The following is a 20142-nucleotide window of genomic DNA, read 5'->3' on the forward strand; positions in this document are numbered from 1 at the left end:
TTCCTCGCGTATACCTTCCCGTCTCGCTCACCGCGCCCGGCCCATCCGGTAGTACTGGGCCGTCACGACTTTGTCGAGGCTGCTCCCGCCCTCCCCGGCGATCCCCGGCTCAGGCTGCCTCCAGCTTTCATCCCACCGCTACGACGGCAGGGACAACGAGGTCTTTCACCTCCGTACGGACATTCAGCGCCTCGTGGCGCACCGGGGCTCATGGCACGTTTCTTGCCCGCACCCCTTGATGCGTGATCTCTGGCCCGTCTCCGGGGCGGGCACGAGATTCAGTGCACAACGCGGGACCGCCGCCTGTCCCGCTATTCCAGCCTGAGCAGGAACAGGCAGCTTGCGGCCCTGCACCTGTCGGCGGCGGCATCGACATTCGCCGCGTCGCCTGCGGGGCCCCGAATCTTCAGAGCGCGCCGATTGCCTGGTGGCTCCTTGCGCAGTTCAGGCAATCGGCGGCGCGTCTGCCAGTGTTCGGAGAATCGATCGCTGCGTCCGGCGCAGACCCGATGTGAGGTCGTCCAGACCCGCCGCCGCCTGACGGCGGCGCTGGTCGGGTTCGAGCGCCTGGCCGCTGAGCTCGGTGCGGCATATCAACGCCCCACCGGACAGCCCAGTCGGCGACCGGGGCCCGGTTGGGTCGATCCCGGGTCGCGCGGCCCCGGCAGTCCGGCCCGACGGCCTCCGTGGCGTCGGATCGGACCCGGTTCCGCCGGATTGCCAGCGGATGCGGACTATGCGGCGCAGTTTTCCCTTCTCCACTGGATCCGGGTGACGGTCACGGGGGAGTCGACCGTCTCGTGTCCCGCCGCAGGGTCGCTGTCCGCGGGGGGAATGCACTTCGAAGAGGCGGCGCCGTTCGAGTAGATGTATGAGACAAGGACGTGGTCATAGGTGCCGACCATGCTGTTGTTGAAGAAGGACCGGACGTTCTTGTACGGGCTGTTGTTGTCCTGGCCGATGGGGATCAGCCTCCCGTCTGCCGTATACATGCAGAAGTATCCCTGTGGGCAGCCGTAGGTGCCATCGGGAAGGGTTGCCGCGCTCGCGGGTGACGCGAACGCCAGCCCTGCCAGAGAGGCGGCGGTGATGGCGGCCGGGATGAACCTTTTCAGCATGAGTTCTCCTCATCGGTTGCCTGGGCGGCCCCGGGGCGTGACATGGCCGGCCCGCCGAGCAGATAACGGCAGGCAGGGGCCAGTTTCGGTGGCTGCTGGATTGTCTGGAAGCCCGATTCGCCACCTGGACAAACTTGATCATCTTCACATGGCTGGGTACGTTGTGCTGGTTTGCCCGTATTCGGGGATATGGGGGATCGTGTGGGGCGTCGTGAACGACCGGTCGATCCGGCGGACGGCCCGGTTGCCGCCTTCGCCGTGGAGCTGCGCAAGCTACGCCGGGAGGCGGGCGGGCTGTCCTATCGCGCGATGGCCGCGCGGGTGCCGTGCTCGGCTGCCACACTGGCGCAGGCCGCCGCGGGAGACCGGTTTCCGACCCTGCCGGTCACCCTGGCCTACGTGCAGGCGTGCGGCGGGGACATCGAGCAGTGGCAGACCCGGTGGGAGGAGGCTCTGGCCGCCGTCCGTGAGGCCACCGCCGTGGGCGGGGAGGTGTCCCAGGCGCCGTATCGGGGGCTGGCCAGGTTCGAGACAGCCGACCAGGCGTACTTCTTCGGCCGGACCGCGCTGGTCGAGCGGGTGGCCGAGCTGGTGGACGCGCATCGCCTGGTCGTGGTGGTGGGCCCGTCGGGCTGCGGCAAGTCCTCGCTGCTGCGTGCCGGGCTGGTGCCGAGGCTGCGGCCGCGCGTGGTGCGGGTGGTGACACCGGGCGCCCATCCGCGGGCGGTGCTGCCGGAGGTTGCCGCGGACGAGGTGATCGTGGTGGACCAGTTCGAGGAGACGTTCACGCTGTGCCAGGACGTCGGCGAACAGCGGGCGTTCATCGATGCCCTGGTCACCGCCGGCACCGAGGATCGTGGCTGCCGGGTGGTGCTGGCGGTCCGCACGGACTTCTTCGACCACTGCGCGCGCCATCCCGCACTGATGGAGGCCGTCCGGGACTCCACGGTCCCGGTCGGCCCGATGAGCCGGAGCGAACTACGTGAGGCGATCACCAGACCGGCGGCGGCCGCTGGGCTGATCGTCCAGCGGGAGCTGACCGCCACCGTCATCGAGGAGGTGGCGGACGAGCCCGGCGGGCTGCCGCTGATGTCGCACGCCCTGCTGGAGACCTGGCGCCGCCACCACGGCAAGGCACTCACCCTGGCCGACTACGAAGCCACCGGCGGCATCCACGGCGCCGTCGCCCACACCGCCGAGAACCTCTACACCGGCCTCGCCCCTGCCGAGCGGCATCGGTTACGTGAGCTGCTGCTGCGCCTGGTCACGCCGGGCGAGGCAGGCGCGCAGGACACCCGCCGCCCGGTGCGGCGCGCCGAACTGCTCACAGCCGACCCTCTCGACCCTGGTCCGGTCCTGCTGGAACGACTGGCCGCCGCCCGGCTGATCACCCTGGACGACGACACCGCCGACCTGGCCCACGAAGCGCTGCTGACCGCCTGGCCCCGCCTGCGCGACTGGGTGGAGGAAGACCGCGAACGACTGCGCGTCCACCGCCGCCTCACCGAAGCGGCCACCACCTGGAACGACCACGCCCGCGACCCCGGCGCCCTCTACCGCGGCCTGCAACTGGCCACGGCCCGCGAACACCTCGTCCAGCACCTCAACTCGCTCACCTCCGAGGAACGGGACTTCCTGCAGGCCAGCTCAACCGCCCACCACGGCGCACGCCGCCGCCGCAGGCTGCGCACCTTGATCCTGTCGGTCGTGGCAACGCTCGCGCTGGTGGCCGCGTCCCTGGCCTGGCAGCAGAACAACGTCAGCAGCAGGCGGCAGCGGGAGGCGTACGCCCGTCAGATGATCGGCACCGCTGAGAGCCTGCGCCAGTCCGACCCGCGCCTGGCGATGCAGCTCAGCCTGGCCGCCTGGCGCCTGGCCGACCTCCCCGAGACCCGCGGCGCTCTGCTGACCGCGAGCCAGCAGGCCCAGCAGGACACCTTCACCGACCCCGACCCGGACACCTTGCGCTGGCTCAGTACCGATGGCCGCTCCCTCATCAGTGTCGGCGACTTCGAGATCACCCGCTGGGATGTGGACGCCCGACGAGCAGTTCATACCACTCACGGCGGCCCGGTCGGGCGGTTGTCACAAGTCGCCCTGGGTATGGGCGATGCCCGCTTGCTACCTCTCCTGGGTGTTCGTGCCGTCAACTCGACCGTGACGCTGTTGGACATGGTCACCGGCCGCTACGATCTCTTGCCGTTGGACACCACCAACCTGGGTGCCGAGGTCAGCCGCAGCGGGAGCCATGTCATCGTCTACCAGGCGGACGGCTCCCACTACCGCGTCCGCGCATGGAACCTCTTCACCCGGCAGAAGGTCCTGCAGGTGAGCACCTCCCGGAAGAAGTCCGGACCGTACCGCGGGGGAGAAGTCCGTGCAGAGGCCAGGGCACGCATGCAAGGGCGAGAGCGGATGGAAACCGGCGCTCCCGACGCCACGATCAGCGCGAACGGCAAGATCATGGCGCTGTGCGTGCCCGGCGCGCCACTCCAGCTGTGGAATCTGGACAACGGCCACAAGATCACGGCGTCCTGGGCGCCGACGCTGTCGGCCAAGCAGTGCCGGGAAGAACGCCTGTTCCTGGCCCCGGACGGGCAACGCCTGCTGCTGGCCGAAGACGGACAGGTCCGGCAGTGGCACCTACCCGACGGCAAGGAAAAGCCCGCCCTCCCAGCACCGGACGTGTATGAGATCGGATTCAGCCAGGACGGCTCCGTCCTGGTCACGGCCGGCATGGATGAGCTCCTGGTATGGCGGTTGGGCCAGACCGGCGAGCTGCTGTTCCGGCATCCTCTCGGCGGCGAGCGCGCGTTCGACCTCAGGATCGACCCGGCCACCGGCCGCATCCGCTACCTGGCCGGGGCCCTCACCGGTTTGACCACCGTCCGCACGCTTCGACTCAACGCCGCCTTCGACAGCGGCTGGCGAGCCGACCTCGCCACGGGCGCGACCTTCAGTCCCGACGGTCGGCGCCTTGCCGTCACGTACGACAACCGCGTCGAGTTGTGGGACGGCACCAGCGGGCAGCGCCTTCCCGGCCCACCGCCACTGCCCTGCCCGACGACCACCTTAGGAGGGCCCGGATGCCGCGCCGTCGCCGCCTTCCGGCGTGACGGCCGGGTCCTGGCCTACAGCGACGTCCTTCAGGCCCCTTGGTTCAAGGCATGGGTGTGGGATCTCGACAGCCGGCGCGTCAGCGCGACCTCGCCTCTCCTGCCGGGGGGACAAGACCTCGCCTTCGCGGGCGACAGCCTGTTGATCAGCGGCGTAACCTTCCCCAGCCTTATCTCTCACATCAGTACAACCGCCGTCTGGGAGCCGATCAAGGGCCGCATCTCCGCGACCGTGCCCGGCATCACGGGCCGCCTCGCCGTCGACCCCACCGAGCGACTGCTGGCTACTACGCAGGGGCATCTCGCCGATCTCACCACCGGAGTACCGACCCGCCGTGAGGGCAGAACCGGTGTGGCCGGCGCGTTGGCCTTCAGCCCTGACGGACGTTTCCTCGCCGTCGGCAGCGGGGGTGGGCAGACCGCGCTGTGGGACGGCACAGTGCAACGGCACCTCGGCACCCTGACCTCCACGGCCCTGGCCGCGGACGTCAGCGCCCTCGCCTTCTCCCCGGATGGGCGCGTGTTCGCTGTCGGGATGACCAACGGTGCGATTCAGTTGTGGGACACCGACACCCGGCAGCCCATGGGTGCGCCCATCACCACTTCTGGCGGCACCGTCTTGGCCATGAGCCTGCACGACAACGCCCTCTACGTCGCGTCCGGGCGCATCCCCTACCAGCGCTTCGACCTCACCCCAGCGGCCGCGGCCGCCACCATCTGCCACAGGGCAGGCCAAGGCCTCACGCCGGAGAACTGGGCCACCTATTTCCCGGGCTACCCCTTCCAGCCCACCTGCGGTCGTGACGCCCAATGAAGCTTGGCTTCGCATCGATCACGCCCGCATTTCCGCCGTCGTCCAGGACCTTGCGCGTCACTTGGGCGCGTTCAGGGCCGCCGGGGGCCGGCGCGTCTTCGCCGATACGATGTCCGAGGGCGCGGCGATCACACGGGGCAGTGTCCAAATCACGAGCCCCTCACAGCAGGGTGCTCCAGTAGGACCAGAACCGCACGCCGATCGCGGTGGTGACGGTCAGGAACCACAAGGTGAGCGGCACCGTGTGGTAGCTGACGACAGCCTGGACGGCGCGCCCGGCACGGGCGTCGGGCAGGTGGCGTTGCCTGAGGTTGTGCAGGGTGACGTACCAGAAGATCGGAATCGTGACCGCCCAAACCACCATGCAGTACGGGCACAGCGCGCCGATGACGAACAGGCTCTGGTAGATCAGCCAATGTACGGACACCACGCCGAAGGTGACCCCGGTCTGCAGGCCCAGCCAGAACCATCGGGGCAGAGCGGCGCCCGTCAACAGCACGACGCCGATCATGGTGACGACGGCGAAACCAGCCACACCGAGCAAGGGGTTGGGGAAGCCGAACGCCTCGGCCTGCGGCGTGTTCATCACCGACCCGCACGACAGGACGGGGTTGAGGCTACAACTCGGCACGTAGGCAGGGTTCTTCAGCAGGGCGATCTTCTCCACCGACAGGGTGAACGCGGCCGCGAACCCGGCCAGGCCGCCGAGCGTCAGCAGCCAGGGCAGCAGCCGCGGGAACGGCGCCGTCTCCTGCTCGGGCGCGTCGCTCACCGGCGGCGCGGCGACGGGCTCAGCTTGCGAGCGCTGCATTGATGGCCGCCTTGAAGTCGGCTTCGGACTCGGGCTGGAGTCGCCGGCCGTTGAGGAAGAACGTCGGTGTCCCGGTCATACCCAGGGCCTTGCCATCGGTGACGTCCTTGTTGATGCGCTCCAGCGTCTCCGGGGCGTTGTAGGCCTTCTCCCAGGCGGTCATGTCCAGGCCGAGGCTCTTGGCGAGGCCGCGGAAGGCGTCGTCGGCGGGTACCTGCTTCTCGCCCCACTGGGTCTGGGTTTCGTACATGCGCTGGTACATCGCCTCGAACTTGCCCTGCCGGGCGGAGGCCTCGACGGCGCGGGCGGCGCGCTCGGCGTTGAAGTGGCCGGGTAGCGGGAAGTAGCGTGCGACGAAGGTGACCTTGCCCGCGTACTGCTTGCGCAGGTCCTCCACCACTGGGAAGGCCGCCCGGCAGGCCTCGCACTCGAAGTCGAGGAACTCCACCAGCGTGACCTTGCCGTCCGGGGCGACCGAGAGTTTGTGGCTGTCGGCGCGCACGTACTGCGACTCACCGGCGGCCACGGCGGCCGGCTCGGGATCGGAGAGCCGGTTGACGACGAACCCTGCGGCCAGCAAGACGACGAAAACGCCGATCACGGTCAGCGACACGGCGAGGTTCTTGTTCCGCCTGCGGGCGCGTTTCTCCTGCTCGCGCATCGCGTCGATCTTCTTACGCCGTATCTGGCTCTGATCTGGGGTTTTCGCCATGCGCCCTCTCCTCACCGCAAGCAGCCCGTTCCCGCCCGGCATCGGACAATCCGATGAGCATTGATCGTTGCCTGGCCAAGGTCGTGAAACGTCAGCCCGCCACACAGGAAGCGGCAGGCACGGGCCAGTCTTGGTGGCTGATGGATTGTCTGGAAGCCGGATTCGCCACCCAGACAAAGCTCTGTGCGTGGGACTGGCGGCCAAAGCCAGTCCATCCCGCTGGGCTCAGGATCGTCACCCGGTTCCGGCCTGAGCGGGGACCTGCAGATCAAGGCCTCTCCCTTCAGTTCGGACGGGGCGGCACGAAGCTGAGCGGCCAGGTTCTCGCCCAGCGGCGCGCTCTTGAACGGTTTCCTGCTCGGCCCGCGTCGGCACACCGAGCGTGCGCATCGCCAGGACCGTGAGCGCATTGATCTCGGAGGAGCAGTGTCTCCCGTTCGCTGCCGCCCTTGCCGTGAATGCGGACGTGTTCGTCGTCCAGGCGCAGATCGAGATCCTCCACATACAGGCCGCACACCTCCGAGGCGCGGGCGCCGCAGACGTAAGCCATCTCGAACAGCACCCGATCTCGCAGCCGGTCCAGCGGCGTCTGTTTGCGCGGACGCCGCGAGCAGATCACCGCCAGCACCTTGGCCACGTCGGCGGCCGCGGCCGGGCGGGGCAGGTTCTTGGGCACCTTGACGGTGTCGATGCGATCCATCGGGTTGGCGTCCAGCAGGTCGTGGCGGATCGCCCACTTGGTGAAGGAGGCGACGGCGGCGCGCTTGCGCTTGCGGCCGGCCGGCGACAGCTCGGCGAGCTCGGGCAGGTAGGCGCGGACCGGCGCGGCGGTCAGCTCGCCAGTCTCTTCGCCGTGGTGGGCGGCGAAGGCGATCAGGTCGCCGCGGTAGGCGAGCCGGGTGTGCGCCGACTTCCCGGCGTTGGCCAGGTCGGTGAGGAAGTCGTCCAGGTGCCGGGCAAGCGGGTGTGTGCGGCCGAGCTGCTCGGCGATGACCGGATCCACCGTGCCGACCTCCACCATCCGCCGAGTTGCCAGATGACTGGGAAACGAAGCAGCCGCGACGGACGAGGGTCGTCCAGCTCGCGCTGCGTCGATGATCGCTGTCTTGCCGGATAAACGAGGGTCATCTAGAGAGGCGTCATCGGTGTCATTGCCTGGTCGCAGTGTCGCAGCTCCTGCGCCGGTGGCCGGATGAGGCCAGGGAACGGTGATGTTGAGGACGGTCCGCATCCGAAGCTCACGAGGTGGGAGTGAGAAAAGCGATGCGATATCCCGCTGCGACCAGGCTGGGGCTTGGCCCCTTTCGGTCGAGGACCTGCCGATTTCAACGTCGAGACAGACGATCGGTGCGGGAGCTGCTGGCCGGGACGTCACGGAAGGTCGAGACGTAACGGGCGGTCCACAATGAAAATGTGAGCCACGCTCTAGTTGTTTCGGTCCAACCTGACAGGCTGTGAACCCATTTTGATCATTGTGGGCATCGACGTGCGCTTTTAGCGTCATCGAGGTGGGCCTGAAGGGCCCGGCCAGGAGGCGAACAATGGCGTTCATGCGGTCCAAGACCACAGGATTCACCGGGATCGTCCCGACGAGGGAAGCCCCGTGGAGGGCGATGTTCCTGCGAGGTGAACGGGTCGCGCAGATCAGCGAGACAGGACTGGTGACGGAGAGGCCGCTGACGGAGATCCACAGAGGGGCACTGAAGCTGCCGGAGCCGTACGCCAGCTGCAGCGAGGCGGCGCTCGACCTCCACGTGCCGTACACCAGCACGCGGCACGTGTTCATCGCCGGCGACCGGTGCCTGGACTGGGAATGGGGCGTCGGACAGAAGTACGAGGGGCCGGTCACCGGCCTGCCGGACTTCGGGAAATACCTCCCGGACTACTACCGCAGCGACGTCGACGCCGTGATGCAGGTGGCGGGCACCCCCTGGAAGACCCTCCTGATCAAGGGCGAGCGATGCGCGATCATCGCCTGGGGGAAGGGTGTCGAGTACGACGATCTTCTGACCAAACGAGGCGAAGCGGGGTGGAAGAAGCTGCCCGAGCACATGCGCGGCGGCTTCGACGACGCCCTGATGCTGTATGCCGGCGGCAACAACCGGACCGTGTTCATCAAGGGCGACCAGGCGATGGACTTCCACTGGATCGACGGCCCCACGAAGATCGGGACCTGGGCGCAAGTCCTGCCCGGCCTCGGCGCGTTACCTGCCGAGTACCGGGCGCTCCGACTGCCGGCCGCCGGGCGTTTCGCCGGCACAGCCGCCGAGGCGCAGGACGATGAGCGGGTCGAGCTCCGCATCGACCTGGAGGGCCCGGTGCCGGTGGTGTCCGGTGACCTGTTCTCCGTCTCCGACGGCGCCTACAAGAACTCCTTCGTTCTGGACGGCAGCGCACTCACACAGCCTGTGGCCTGGCCCGTCACCATCGCCGGCACCGCGAAGTACGCCACCGATACCAGCAGGACAATGGTGTCGGTGAAGGTGGACAAGCTCGCTCCCGGCGGCACCGCCACCCTCACCCGCAGCGCGCCCGACGGGTCGAACCCCACCACCTACGCCTGCGCCTACGTCTCCCGGTTCCTGCGCACCATCGACTGGGAGATCGACTACGTGGCACAAACCAGGCCGGTCGGCCAGTACGCCACCACCGACCACCCCCGTCCGCCCGGACTCGACAAGAGGATCATGACCGTCCAGGCGGCCTTCGCCGACGCCGGAATCGAACTGCGCACCGCGGGCACCGCCAACGAGGTGGCTGTGTCCGAGGCGGGCGCGGACGTGATGTGGTCGACGGCCGAACTGCACGCCGCGATGATGCGTCACTTCAGCCTGTACCGCGACGCCCGGCAGTGGAAGCTGTGGTCCATTGTCGCCAATCGCCTGGCCGAGAGCGACGGTACTGCCAGCGGCTCCGACGGCATCATGTTCGACAGCAACGACGCCTTCCCGCGGCAGGGCACGGCCACCTTCTACGACGCCATGAAGGACGTCGACTACCTCGGCACGCGCAATGAACTGTTCACCTACATCCACGAGATCGGCCACGCCCTCAACCTGGCCCACTCCTTCACAAAGGACAGCATCAACCCCCCGCAGCCGCTGGGCCCGAGGGGCGGCTACGGCGACAAGTCGTTCATGAACTACCAAGACGAGTACAAGGGAGACCCGACGACGAAGGAAGGGGACGGCTTGGGCGCCTTCTGGTCAGTGTTCACCTGGCAGTTCACCCCCGGCGAGCTGCGGCATCTGCGCCACGGCTTCTACGCAGACGTCGCCATGGGCGGCAAACCCTTCATGACCGGCGGCGCCCACCTGCCCGCCCTCGCCCCGCCCGCCCCCAGCCGGTCCGGGCTGCACGTACGGCTGTCAGGCAGCGAGTCCTTCTCCCACGGCGAACCCGTCACCGTCGAGATCAAGCTGTCCCTGGACGGCAGCCGGCAGGCGGCCGAGGCCATCAACGATCTCACGCCGGGAGGCAGCCACCTCACCGTTCTGATCACCGATCCGGCCGGTGAGGTCCGCCCCTTCCAGCCGATCGTCCGCGACTGCGGCCACCCCCGCCGCGTCACCCTCGACGCCGGCACCCCAGCTCTGTACGGCAGTGCCTACATCGGCTACGGCGCCGGCGGCTTCACCTTCCCTGAGCCCGGCACCTACCGCCTCCAGGCCCGCTACCGGGCACCCGACGGCTCCACCGTCGTCTCACCCGACCACCTCATCACCGTCAACCCGCCCGCCGACGACACCGACCGAGCCGCCGGCGACCTGCTGCTGGGCTCCCAGCAAGGCACCCTGCTGGTCCTGCGCGGCTCGGACGCCCCCCAGCTCGCCGACGGCAACGCCGCCCTGGACCGGCTCATCGCCGACCACCCCGACCACCACCTGGCCGTGTACGCGCGGATGGTCAAGGGCGCCAACGCCGGACGCCACTTCCTCACCCTCACCGACAACGGCGTCGAAGTCCGCACCGCCGACACCGACACCAGCATCGCCCAGCTCGCCGCGGTCGTGGAGACCACCCTCGACCCCAGCACGGACGCCGGCGTCGACAACATCACCCTGAATGAGACCATGCGCCGCCTGGCCCGCGCGCACGCCCGCGGCGGCGACCTCAAGCAGGCCGACGCCGTCCTGGATCAGCTCGTGGACACCTTCCGCGACAAGCACGTCCCGCCCCCGGTCCTGGCCACCATCGCCGAACAGGCCGAAGCCACCCGCACCCAGCTTCACGACCAGACCTGACATCGCTTGACCGCCCTGCCTTGACCGGACCGTCCGGTCAAGGCAGGGCGGTCAAGGAATTCCGGCGCACCTGTCCGGTAGGGAGTGCCGGCCGGCCCCGTCGCCACCAGCGAGGCGATCACGGAAGATCGTCGATACGGCGTCGGTTGCGTGGGCATCCGGGCCCCAACGAGTCCAGTACTGTCCAATCACACTCTGCTACGGACATCCAGCGTCAAGGCACCCTGCTGTTCTCCTGTCGCTCAACAGCACGGTGCCGACGTCGTCCGCGAGCTGGGGTGCCGTTGACGGACGTGCTACCGGCCGCCAAAGAGCCTATGGCCTGGGTTGTTGGTTGGACGCGTGGTCACGACGGCGGCGGGCGGCGCGGATCTCGGCGTCGGCGACCTTGTCGTCCAGCAGCGCGTACAGCTGGGTGGTTTCGATGGAGGCGTGTCCGAGGCGGCGGCGGACGGCCTCGATGGAGACGCCGGCGTTGATGAGTTCGGTGGCGTGGGTGTGGCGCAGCTGGTGGATGTCGATCTCGACGCCAGCCTGCGCGCAGTAGCTCTGCCAGCGGTGGTGGGCGGCGTCGTAGGACAGCGGCCCGCCCCGTCCGTTGATGGAGGCGCGGAACAATGGCCCGGCGGTGTAGCCGGCGCGGGTCAGGTAGAGCTTGAGCTGTGAGTTCCAGTGATTAATGGCCAGGAACTTCCGGCGTTTATCCGGCCGGGCCGACGGAATCGGGGCTCGAGTAGCCAGTGGCGTCAACGAGCCCGAGCGGGCGGAGATGCCGCCCATTCAGTGGTCCGATGCGTGAGCGCCGAGTCCCGGACCGGTAGCGGAGTGGGCGAGGTCAGAGGCCCTGGCGCAGGGCGGTGTACTCAGCGTGGGCCTGTTGGACGGCCTCGGGGTGGCGCTGGTTCTTGTCGTGCTCTGCGAGGGCACGGTAGACGCCGGCGGGGGAGGGGTTGTGGCCCTTGCGCTTGCCGGTGGGGATGATCAGGTCCTGGCGGATCCTGTCGACGGGTTCGCCGGCCGCGCGGCGGCGCAGCACGGTGTGGATCATGTCGTCGGTGATGACGGACGGGCGGCCGCCATGGTTGCCCTTGCGGGCTGCGGCGTCCAAGCCTTCCAGGGTCGCCTCGCGGATGGCTTCGCGGGGCGTGGGCCTTGATCTGCCGGGCGGCGGCCAGGGCCTCGAACTCGGGCCCGGGCTCTGACGCGGGTGGAGATCTTCTCGGAGAAGATCTCGTCGCGGCCGATGCCGTGCGCGGTCAGGGTATCGAGCTGGGATTGCAGTTCTTGGGTGAGGGAGGAGCAGCGGGCGTAGCCGATGCGGATGTCGGCCGCAGGCTGATCGGGATTGACGGGGGCGGGCGGCGGGGTGCCGGGCCGCCACGGCCGGCCGGGGCTCCGGTTGGCCGGGGTCTGGACGCGCAGCCGCTTGGCCGGCCGGGGCGCGGCGGTGAAGCGGCCGGTGTGGTAGGTGCCGACGATGGCGCCGGACCGTGACCGGCAGGGCGGTCCGGGCTCGACGTCGCATCGCGGGCACCGGTGACGTTCGACGTCGTCAGCGTCACGGGTGATGTCGTCGGCGATACCGGAATCATCGGCAGATATGGCGCTTACCCGCGGCTGGGGAGCGTCGGCCATGCCCAAGAACTTCTCACAAACATTTCTTAGCACCGCCCCGTTCGAGGACTTGCGTGAGAACGAGTTGTGGGAAGGATTCCAGCCCTCAGGCCGCCGCGGGGGGCGCGTTGGTGATCTTCGGTCAGAATCGGTCGTTTATGAGAGTCCATCTTGTGCCGGACATCTCTCCGGGTCCCGCAATTGGAGTCATGCTCGGTGAGTGACTCATGATGGCAGCGCCCGCATGGGGACGAACGATCTCGACGCAGAACGAGCAGCGACGACCATCAACGGCGTCGAGGAAGAGCGCGGCGATGGCGGGCAGAGCCCGGTGCTTGGATCAAGGCCCTGCTCACGCGATCAGGAGGCTGGCCAGCGCCGGGCCGAAGGCGCCGCCGAGTTGATAGCACAGGGTGAACAGGGCGAGCGCGGTGGCTCGATGCTCGCCTGGCACGGCCTTGCCGGCGCGATCGGAGTACCAGGCCATCGCCGCCGTGGCGGCGAACACCGCGAACGCGTTGGCCGCCACGAGGGCCGCCGGCCAGGGCGCGGTCAGCGGCAGGGCCACGGCCACGGCGCCGGCGGCCAGGAGGGTCGTGCGGGCGAGGGCGGGGCCGTACCGGGAGATCCAGCGGGTGAACAGCAGCGAGGCGATGGAGCCGACGGCCAGCATGACGAGGGTCATCAGCCCGATCCGTCCGGCCGGCCAGTGGCGTTCCAGCATCCTGGGAACGGTGTAGAGCAGCGCGAAGTAGGAGGTGGACAGCGCGCACGCGGCTGCCGAGGCGGTGATGAATGCTCGAGAGCTCACCACCGCCCGGGGGATGAACCCGGCGGTGTTCCTGCGGATGTTCAGGATCAGGAGCGCGGCCGCGATGGCAACTGCGGCCAGTGCGGCCGGACCCAGGCGCGGGGTCAGGACGAACGCGCTGATCAGTGTCATCACCAGCAGGATGCCGACGGTGTCGGTGGATGCGGGGGCGCCAGTGGATCTGGCGTCGTGATCGTTGGGGTGTGCGGGAACGTGGCGCAGGACGGCGGGGACGGCCAGCAGCGCGGGCAGGGACAGCAGCAGCGGCGTCCGCCAGGAGATCGCCGATAGGGTCGAGCCGGTCAGCGGGCCGAACGCGCCGACAAGACCGACTCCGGCGGTGATCACGCCTGTCCGGGAGGTCGTTCCGGCCAGGGTGATGGCGATGGTCACCAGGCCGCCCCCGCCGGCAGCCTGGACAGCGCGTCCGGCCAGCAGCATCGGCAGCGCCGGCGCGAGTGCCACCAGGAGAGTGCCGAGCAGCACCAGGGCGGCGTTGGCGAGTGTGGCGACGCGGCTGCCACGGGTACGCAGCAGCGCGGCGGTGAGTGGGGCGCCCAGCACGCCACCCCAGCCGAAGGCGGTGGCGGCCCAGGTGGCGTCGGCGGCCGAGATGTCGAGCGCGCGGGCCAGGGCGGGGATGACGGTGGTGGTGCTGTTGGCGCTGAGTGAGGTCGGGGTCGCCAGCAAGGCGAGGGAGAGGACGGATATCCGTCCCTTGTGTGCGGTTGCATGGATCACTCGCCCAAAGTACACCGGATAGTGTAAAACATGCACTCAGTGGTGTAGTTTGATGTTCGTCCACCGAAGGAGAGACATGAACGAGCTGACCATCCTGGCCCTGTCCGGCAGCCTGCGCGCGCAATCCCACAACACCGCGCTGCTGCACGCGGCACGCACGCTGAACCTCGGGGGACCGGCCATCGCCATTGAGGACGCCCTGGGCCGGTTGCCGCTCTACAACCAGGACCTGGACAGCGGTACGCCACCCGTGCCGGTCGCCGATTTCCGGGCCCGCATCGCCGCCGCCGACGCCCTGCTGATCGCCACCCCGGAACACAACGCCTCGGTCCCGGCCGTACTGAAGAACGCCATCGACTGGGCGAGCACTCCACCCGAAGGGCTGCTGCGTGGCAAGCCAGTGGCCATTGCAGGCGCCTCACCGGGACCGTTCGGTTCGGTACGCGCGCAACTCGCCCTCCGCCAGATCCTGGCCGCGGTGGGGGCCGAAGTCGTGGTCAAACCGGAGGTCACGGTGTTCCACTGTGACACCCGCTTCACCAGCGAACGCGAGCTGAGCGACCCCTACACCGCCGACTTGCTGCGAGAACTGCTCGACGCCCTGTCACGCAAGGTCCACCCGTACACTGCGGCCAAGTAGACCCACCCCGAAGGGACACCGATGACCCAGAGCCGGCCCGAGCCGTACGGCAGAGCGGACAAGCGGCAGGCGATCACCCAAGCCGCCCGCCGTGTGTTCGGCCGTGACGGCTACACCCGCGCCAGCATGGACGCGATCGCCGCCGCGGCCGGGGTATCCAAGCGGACGGTCTACAACCACTTCACCGACAAGGAACAGCTGTTCCTGACCGTCGCGCTGGAAGGCGCCGAGGACGTCACCGCCGCGATCGCACAGATCATGGACCGGCACCTGCACAAAATCGTGGACCTGGAGCAGGACCTGATCGACTTCTCCCTCGACCGGGTCGCCGCAGTGACCTCTTTCCCCGATCACTTCGCTCTGGTACGGGCCATCGAGGCCGAGGCCGCCCACATCCCCCCACCGATCCTGAAATCCTGGATCGCAGCCGGACCGCAGACCGGGCACCTGCGCCTGGCACCATACCTGCGCCGGATCGCCGACCGCGGTCTGCTGGACATCCATGACGCCGAGAGCGCCGCCGCCCACCTCACCCTGCTGACCGTCACCGACGTCAACCAGCAGACGTTCTACGGCGCCGTCCCGCTGCCCCAGGAAGAGATCACTCAGCTCGTCACCATCGGCGTGCGGGCCTTCCTGCGCAGTTACGCCCCCACCGTCGTCCCTTAGCGTGATGCGTCAGGAGTTCGCGCTGAAGTGCTCTGCCGGTTTTCGATGGTCGGCCGCGACAAACGCCCTTATCACGGCCGCCCGTCTCCTCTTCCGGTGACCACGGCCCTGTTACTCGCTGGTACCGCCATTGGCTATACCGCTGTTCCCGACGCTGGCTTCGGCCGGAACGGCCGCGCGGCCCAGGCCGCCCATCGTGAGGCAGCACATGCCGGGATCGGAACCTGGGGCCACAGGGACGGAAGCGGCGTCAGGCTGCCAGGACGACCTCGGTGAAGTCGACCTCCTTCAGCAGGGGGTCGAACGGATCCGGCCGATGACGGAGTTCGTCGGTGGCGTACGCGCCGAAGCGGCTGATGTGGGCCCGCAGGTAGGGGGCGATCTGGCTGAGCTGGTCGGCAGTGATGCTCCAACCCTCGGCGACCAGCTGCCGCACGACGTCGGAGATGTCCAGCGCGTTGTGGAAGACGACCAGGTTGGCCGGCAGGGTGTTGAACTTGATCAGTTTCTCCTGCTCTTCGGGGTCGTTGTCGGCCAGCACCTCACCGAAGTCGAGCCACTTGGAGAACCCGTTGCAGGACTCGACCTTGTTGGTCGCTGTGGTGACCCGCGCCCGCAACGCCGGATCGGCCAGATAGCGCAGCAGGGCAACGGTGCGCACGCTGCGGCCGACCTCACGAAAGGCCTTGTACATGCGGTTCTTGTGGGAGTTGGACCGCAGGCGGCGCATCAGCGTGGCCGAGCTGAGGCGGCCCTCGCTGATGGAGATGGACACCTGCATCAGGTCGATCCAGTGCTTGTCGATCAGCTTCCAGTCGATGACGTTGCGGCCGCTCTCGCCGAACAGCTGGTCGATACCGAACCCGAACAATGTGGCCAGGGCGAAGACCGGGAAGTTCTGGCCTTGGGTGTCGGCGTGCACGGTGGAGGGCTGGATGTCGGAGGCATTCGCCAGCAGCCCTTCGATCAGGTGTACCGCTTCCCACACCCCGCATGGGATGAACCGGGAGAACAGCGCCACGTAGGTGTCCACCTGGGTGCCGTGGCGACGTGTTTGGCCGCCTCGTACGGGCCGATGTTGATGCCGCCGGTGAACACCGTCGGCGAGTACCGCCCCAGCTTGTCCTTGATCTTGGGGTCTGAGCCGGAGGCGGGGCCGAAGCGGCGATACCAGCTCAGCCAGTGGGCGGTGCGCGCGACGACCGACAGCAGTGAGCGTTCGGGCATGCGCCGCTCGATCTCGGCCGCCAGCCGTCCGGCCTCGGCATCGCTGCCCTTGCCGCGGCGGCGTTTGAGGGTCGGCACGCCGCCCTCGTCGATGACCAGGTCGGCGTTGTCCAAGTAGCCGGCGTCCAACTGCGCGGCCGCGCTCAGGTGGGCGTCCTTGAGGTGGGCGACGAAGCCGGCCGGGGTGTCGGGCAGCCCGACCTTCTCGCAGAAGGCGGCCAGCTTCGGCTGGCACTCTTCCCAGGGCAGCAGGTGGGCGCTCCAGTCGCCGTGCTCGTTCGAGCCGAGCACGGCCACATCGCCGGTGCGCAGTTCCTCGGCCGGGTAGCAGAACACCATCGCCTCGAAGTGCCGCCGCGCGACCATGCCGGGACGGCGCCGGTCGGTCACCGCGCGCCGCCAGTTGCACCGGCCTGGCCGGTCGGCGCCGCCTGCTGCACGGCGTCAACGGGTACAGCCGCTGCCGCGGCAGAAATCGCAGGGCGCCGGTGTGAACTTTTCGGCGGAGCAGCGGTAAGAACAGGTGAATCTGCCCGCACCCGCGATAGGAGCTGACCCGTTCATGGCCGAGCCGGCGACAGCCGAGGCCGCCGACAGCGACCTGATCCACCGCTCCCTGCGGGAGCCGCAGGCATTCGCCGCGCTGTTCGACCGGCATGCGCCCGCCCTGCACCGTTACGCGGCGCGCAGGCTCGGTCCGGAAGCGGCCGAGGACGTGGTGTCCGAGACATTCCTGGCGGCGTTCGAGCACCGGCACCGCTACCGGTCCTGCCAGGCTGACGTCCGGCCCTGGTTGTACGGCATCGCCTCGAACGTGATCGGCAAGAGGCGCAGGCGCGAGGAGGCCCGTTACCGGGCGTACGTGCGTGGCGGCGTACATCCGGCGGAGATCGGCGGCGGGCTGGTGGAGGACAGCGTGAACACGCTCGCGGTGAACAAGCCGCTGGTGGCGGCCCTGGCCGGGTTACGCGCCGGCGACCGGGACACGCTGCTGCTGGTGGCGTGGGCGGGGCTGACGTACGAGGCGGTGGCCGAGGCGCTGGACGTCCCGGTCGGGACTGTCCGCTCCCGGCTCAACCGGGCGCGCAAGAAGATCCGGCAGGCTCTGGAAGGGACAGACCATGAATGAGATGGAGGACCTCGGCCACCTGTGGGCCGACATGCCCGAGCCGAGCGCGCACGACCTGGCGGCCTCCCGGGCTGCCCTGATGTCCACGATCGCCCGTCCCGGCGGACGGGGAGTGCTCGCCCGACCGCGTGGCCATGGGGTGCTCGCCCGTCCCGGCGCCTTCCTGCGTTCCAGGCGAGTCGTCCTGGCCGGCGCCATGGCGGCGGCACTCACCGTTGGCATCCTCGCCGCCCAGGTGGGCCTGGGCGGCTCCGATCCGGGCAACCCGCTCGCCGCGCCTCCCGCCGACGCTCAGACGCTGCTCAAGCTGGCCGCGCGGGCCGCCGCCGAGCAGCCGGACACGGTGCCGGCCTCCGGCCAGTACGTGCACACCAGAATGCTGGCCCAGCGCAGCCTGTTCGCGCCGGACGAGGCCGGCACGCGGCAGTACACGAAGGTGATGGTCAACGAGGAACGCTGGGAGGCCGCCGACGTCGGCAAGCCCTGGCTGAGCCGCGAGCAGTCCGTATCGGCCACGGGACCGGCGCCCCGCAACCGCTGGGACCACGGCGTCGAGGACACCGTGTACGAGCCCGCGGCCTGCCCCGGCCAACCGGCCTACGCCCGGCTGCGCAGCTGGCCCACGGACCCCGCGCAGGTGCGCGCGAAGATCGTGGCCGACACGGGCCCGGATCCGCTGCGCATGTGGTCCTCCCTCCAGGGCCTGGTCACCGAGTCGGTGGTTCGCCCCAGTCTGAGCGCCGCGCTCTACCAGGTGGCCGCGGGACTGGACGGCATCGTGCTCATCCCCGACACCGTGGACGTCGCCGGCCGGCCCGGCCTGGCCGTCGGGATGGACCAGGGCGACGGCAGGCGCTCGGACCTGATCTTCGACAAGCGCACCTATCGCTACCTGGGCGAGCGCACGGTGAACACCGCGGACAGAAAGGGGAGAACGCCCTTCGGCGAGGTCATCGAGCGGAAGGGTGAGGTGAACGGCACCGCGGTGCTCGCCGTCGATGTCGTCCCCGGTCTGCCCGAGGTGTCGCCGAACGCGTCCCGCATGCAGATTCCCTGCTGAGACTTTCCCCCGATCCGGCCTTTCGGCCGGGAGTTCTGTTTCGCATGCCGCTGTTGCGCATGCGCCCGTTTCGCATGCGTGGTTTCGCATGCCCAAGTGAAAGAACAAACTATGTTGATCGCAGCGAAGGCCGTCGCGGCCACCCTGCTCATCGGTACGTTCAGCGCTCTCCCCTCGCCGGAGACGCAGGCCGCCTACGAGAAGAAGGCCGCCATGGAGGAGACCAGGGTGGCCTGCATGCAGGAGAAGGGGCTCACCTACCTGGCCGAGCCGATCGTCAAGCGCACGTGGCAGCCGGGAGAGCGCGAGCGGCTGGCCGGCGACTATGAGGCGCTGCGCGCGTACCGGGTCAAGTACGGGTTCGGCGTCTGGTCCAAGCTGGTCTATCCGGGTGACCCGGCGGTCAACCCGGTGTCCGGGGAAAGCGTGAACAACAAGAACCTGATGGCGATGCCGGCGGACGAGCTCAAGAAATGGCGCGCGGCCGACGACGCCTGCTTCGCCGAGGCGGCCAAGAAGCACCTGGGCCTCACCGTCACCTCGCAGCGGGGCGACTACCTCACCCAGCTCAACGCGGCACTGGACAAGTCCGTGGCCGCTCTCGACAAGGACGAGCGGCTCGCGCAGCTCGGCAAGCGGTTCGGCGCGTGCCTGGGCATCAGCGACAGCAGGCCTTCGGTCCTGGCCGAACGCGGTCGGTCGGCGTTCACGAAGCAGGCCACGCAGGTCGCCAAGAAACTGCACAAGGGCTCGCTGCCGAAGGCGCCCGAGGGCCGCACCCTGGCCCTGATTCCGCCGCTGAAGCCGGAGCAGGCCAAGCCGTACCTGGAGAAGGAGATCAAGGCGGCGCTGAAGGACCTGGAATGCGGCAAGTCCTTCTACGCCGCCTACTCGCCCAGGGCGAAGACGGCCAATGAGCAGGTGTATCAGAAGTTCGCCGTGGACTTCGCGCTCTGACCGGGGCGGGCCTGGGGGTCTGGTCGCTCGGGGCAAGCGAGCGACGTTCGAGGTGATGGAGGGGGCCGTTCACAGCGTGGCGAACGGTCCCCTTCATCGGAGCCGGCACCCGAACGTGGGCAGCATGTACCGCTTCATAACTCATCGCATCGTGCTTGATCTGCGGCTTGACCTCCGGGCGCCGTGCGAGCAGGATCGCGGTCTGTGTCGGTTCGTCTGCTGTATCTGACCTTGATTCGGGTATTCGGCTGGCTGGTGTTGCTGGGGCGTGGCCAGGCGTCCAAGGATGTCGAGATCATGGTGCTCCGGCATGAGGTTGCCGTGTTGAAGCGTCAGGTCGTCCGGCCGAAGCCGGACTGGGCCGATCGGGCACTCTTGGCGGCCTTGGCCCGCTTCCTGCCGACGGTGCTGCGAGCTCATCGGCTCGTAACCCCCGGCACCCTGTTGGCCTGGCATCGCCGCCTGATCAAACGCGCATG

General features: G+C 68.8%; 16 protein-coding genes and 1 pseudogene. 8 read left to right on the top strand and 9 right to left on the bottom strand.

The genetic code is table 11. The annotated features are described in order from the left end of the window. Nucleotides 1-734: 734 nt before the first annotated feature. Nucleotides 735-1118 carry a peptidase inhibitor family I36 protein gene (locus tag IEZ27_RS52670; protein WP_189654196.1) on the bottom strand — a complete coding sequence of 128 codons (384 nt, stop codon included), beginning with the start codon at nt 1116-1118 and terminating at the stop codon, nt 735-737. A 201-nt stretch (nt 1119-1319) separates the two neighbouring features. Between IEZ27_RS52670 and IEZ27_RS52675 the strand changes: the two genes are divergently transcribed. Beyond that, on the top strand, nt 1320-5048 hold the full coding sequence (locus IEZ27_RS52675) for an NACHT and WD repeat domain-containing protein (protein WP_189654197.1): 3729 nt from the start codon (nt 1320-1322) through the stop codon (nt 5046-5048). Between the two features lie 160 nt (nt 5049-5208). Here IEZ27_RS52675 and IEZ27_RS52680 read toward each other — a convergent pair whose 3' ends face one another. The 3 genes from IEZ27_RS52680 to IEZ27_RS52690 all read right to left on the bottom strand — a co-directional run bounded on the left by IEZ27_RS52680 (nt 5209) and on the right by IEZ27_RS52690 (nt 7574). Next, the gene (locus tag IEZ27_RS52680) at nt 5209-5859 is read right to left on the bottom strand and encodes a vitamin K epoxide reductase family protein (protein ID WP_189654198.1); all 651 of its coding nucleotides are present in this window, start codon (nt 5857-5859) and stop codon (nt 5209-5211) included. Next, nucleotides 5840-6571 (bottom strand): DsbA family protein, encoded by a 732-nt coding sequence (locus IEZ27_RS52685; protein WP_229825256.1) that lies wholly within the window; start codon nt 6569-6571, stop codon nt 5840-5842. The genes IEZ27_RS52680 and IEZ27_RS52685 overlap by 20 nt, the downstream gene beginning before the upstream one ends. 283 nt (nt 6572-6854) lie before the next feature. After that, on the bottom strand, nt 6855-7574 hold the full coding sequence (locus tag IEZ27_RS52690) for a tyrosine-type recombinase/integrase (RefSeq protein ID WP_229825257.1): 720 nt from the start codon (nt 7572-7574) through the stop codon (nt 6855-6857). A 610-nt stretch (nt 7575-8184) separates the two neighbouring features. Here IEZ27_RS52690 and IEZ27_RS52695 point away from each other — a divergent pair. Further along, nucleotides 8185-10815 carry a zinc metalloprotease gene (locus tag IEZ27_RS52695; RefSeq protein ID WP_189654199.1) on the top strand — a complete coding sequence of 877 codons (2631 nt, stop codon included), beginning with the start codon at nt 8185-8187 and terminating at the stop codon, nt 10813-10815. A gap of 315 nt (nt 10816-11130) precedes the next feature. Here IEZ27_RS52695 and IEZ27_RS52700 read toward each other — a convergent pair whose 3' ends face one another. From IEZ27_RS52700 to IEZ27_RS52710, 4 genes are all read right to left on the bottom strand, one after another. Then, nucleotides 11131-11595, bottom strand: a complete 465-nt coding sequence (locus IEZ27_RS52700; RefSeq protein ID WP_229825258.1) for a tyrosine-type recombinase/integrase — start codon at nt 11593-11595, stop codon at nt 11131-11133. A gap of 55 nt (nt 11596-11650) precedes the next feature. After that, the gene (locus tag IEZ27_RS54770; protein WP_229825262.1) at nt 11651-11923 is read right to left on the bottom strand and encodes a hypothetical protein; all 273 of its coding nucleotides are present in this window, start codon (nt 11921-11923) and stop codon (nt 11651-11653) included. Then, nucleotides 11860-12450, bottom strand: a complete 591-nt coding sequence (locus IEZ27_RS55835) for a zinc finger domain-containing protein (RefSeq protein ID WP_446686191.1) — start codon at nt 12448-12450, stop codon at nt 11860-11862. The genes IEZ27_RS54770 and IEZ27_RS55835 overlap by 64 nt, the downstream gene beginning before the upstream one ends. A gap of 331 nt (nt 12451-12781) precedes the next feature. Beyond that, entirely contained in the window at nt 12782-13930 is a 1149-nt protein-coding gene (locus IEZ27_RS52710) for an MFS transporter (RefSeq protein WP_189654200.1), read from the bottom strand. Between the two features lie 127 nt (nt 13931-14057). Here IEZ27_RS52710 and IEZ27_RS52715 point away from each other — a divergent pair, with 127 nt between their 5' ends. Next, nucleotides 14058-14621 (top strand): NADPH-dependent FMN reductase, encoded by a 564-nt coding sequence (locus tag IEZ27_RS52715; protein WP_189654201.1) that lies wholly within the window; start codon nt 14058-14060, stop codon nt 14619-14621. 21 nt (nt 14622-14642) lie between these two features. Beyond that, nucleotides 14643-15290 (top strand): TetR/AcrR family transcriptional regulator, encoded by a 648-nt coding sequence (locus IEZ27_RS55410; protein WP_189654202.1) that lies wholly within the window; start codon nt 14643-14645, stop codon nt 15288-15290. Nucleotides 15291-15540: 250 nt separating this feature from the next. On the opposite strand, the pseudogene IEZ27_RS55840 reads toward IEZ27_RS55410, so the two are convergent. Beyond that, nucleotides 15541-16922, bottom strand: a pseudogene (locus IEZ27_RS55840) (Tn3 family transposase); the annotation flags it as partial. Nucleotides 16923-17079: 157 nt separating this feature from the next. Between IEZ27_RS55840 and IEZ27_RS52730 the strand changes: the two are divergent. The 4 genes from IEZ27_RS52730 to IEZ27_RS52745 all read left to right on the top strand — a co-directional run. Further along, a complete protein-coding gene (locus IEZ27_RS52730) occupies nt 17080-17646 on the top strand; it encodes an RNA polymerase sigma factor (RefSeq protein ID WP_189654203.1) in 567 nt (188 codons plus the stop codon). Next, entirely contained in the window at nt 17639-18706 is a 1068-nt protein-coding gene (locus tag IEZ27_RS52735; protein ID WP_189654204.1) for a CU044_5270 family protein, read from the top strand. Before IEZ27_RS52730 ends, IEZ27_RS52735 begins: the two co-directional genes overlap by 8 nt. Nucleotides 18707-18817: 111 nt before the next feature. Continuing rightward, nucleotides 18818-19663: a hypothetical protein gene (locus IEZ27_RS52740; protein ID WP_189654205.1), complete on the top strand. Its 846-nt coding sequence runs from the start codon at nt 18818-18820 to the stop codon at nt 19661-19663. A gap of 204 nt (nt 19664-19867) precedes the next feature. After that, the coding region (locus tag IEZ27_RS52745; RefSeq protein ID WP_229825275.1) for a hypothetical protein at nt 19868-20142 on the top strand (275 nt) is incomplete at its 3' end.

Source organism: Nonomuraea spiralis (assembly GCF_014648435.1).
Lineage (GTDB): Bacteria > Actinomycetota > Actinomycetes > Streptosporangiales > Streptosporangiaceae > Nonomuraea > Nonomuraea spiralis.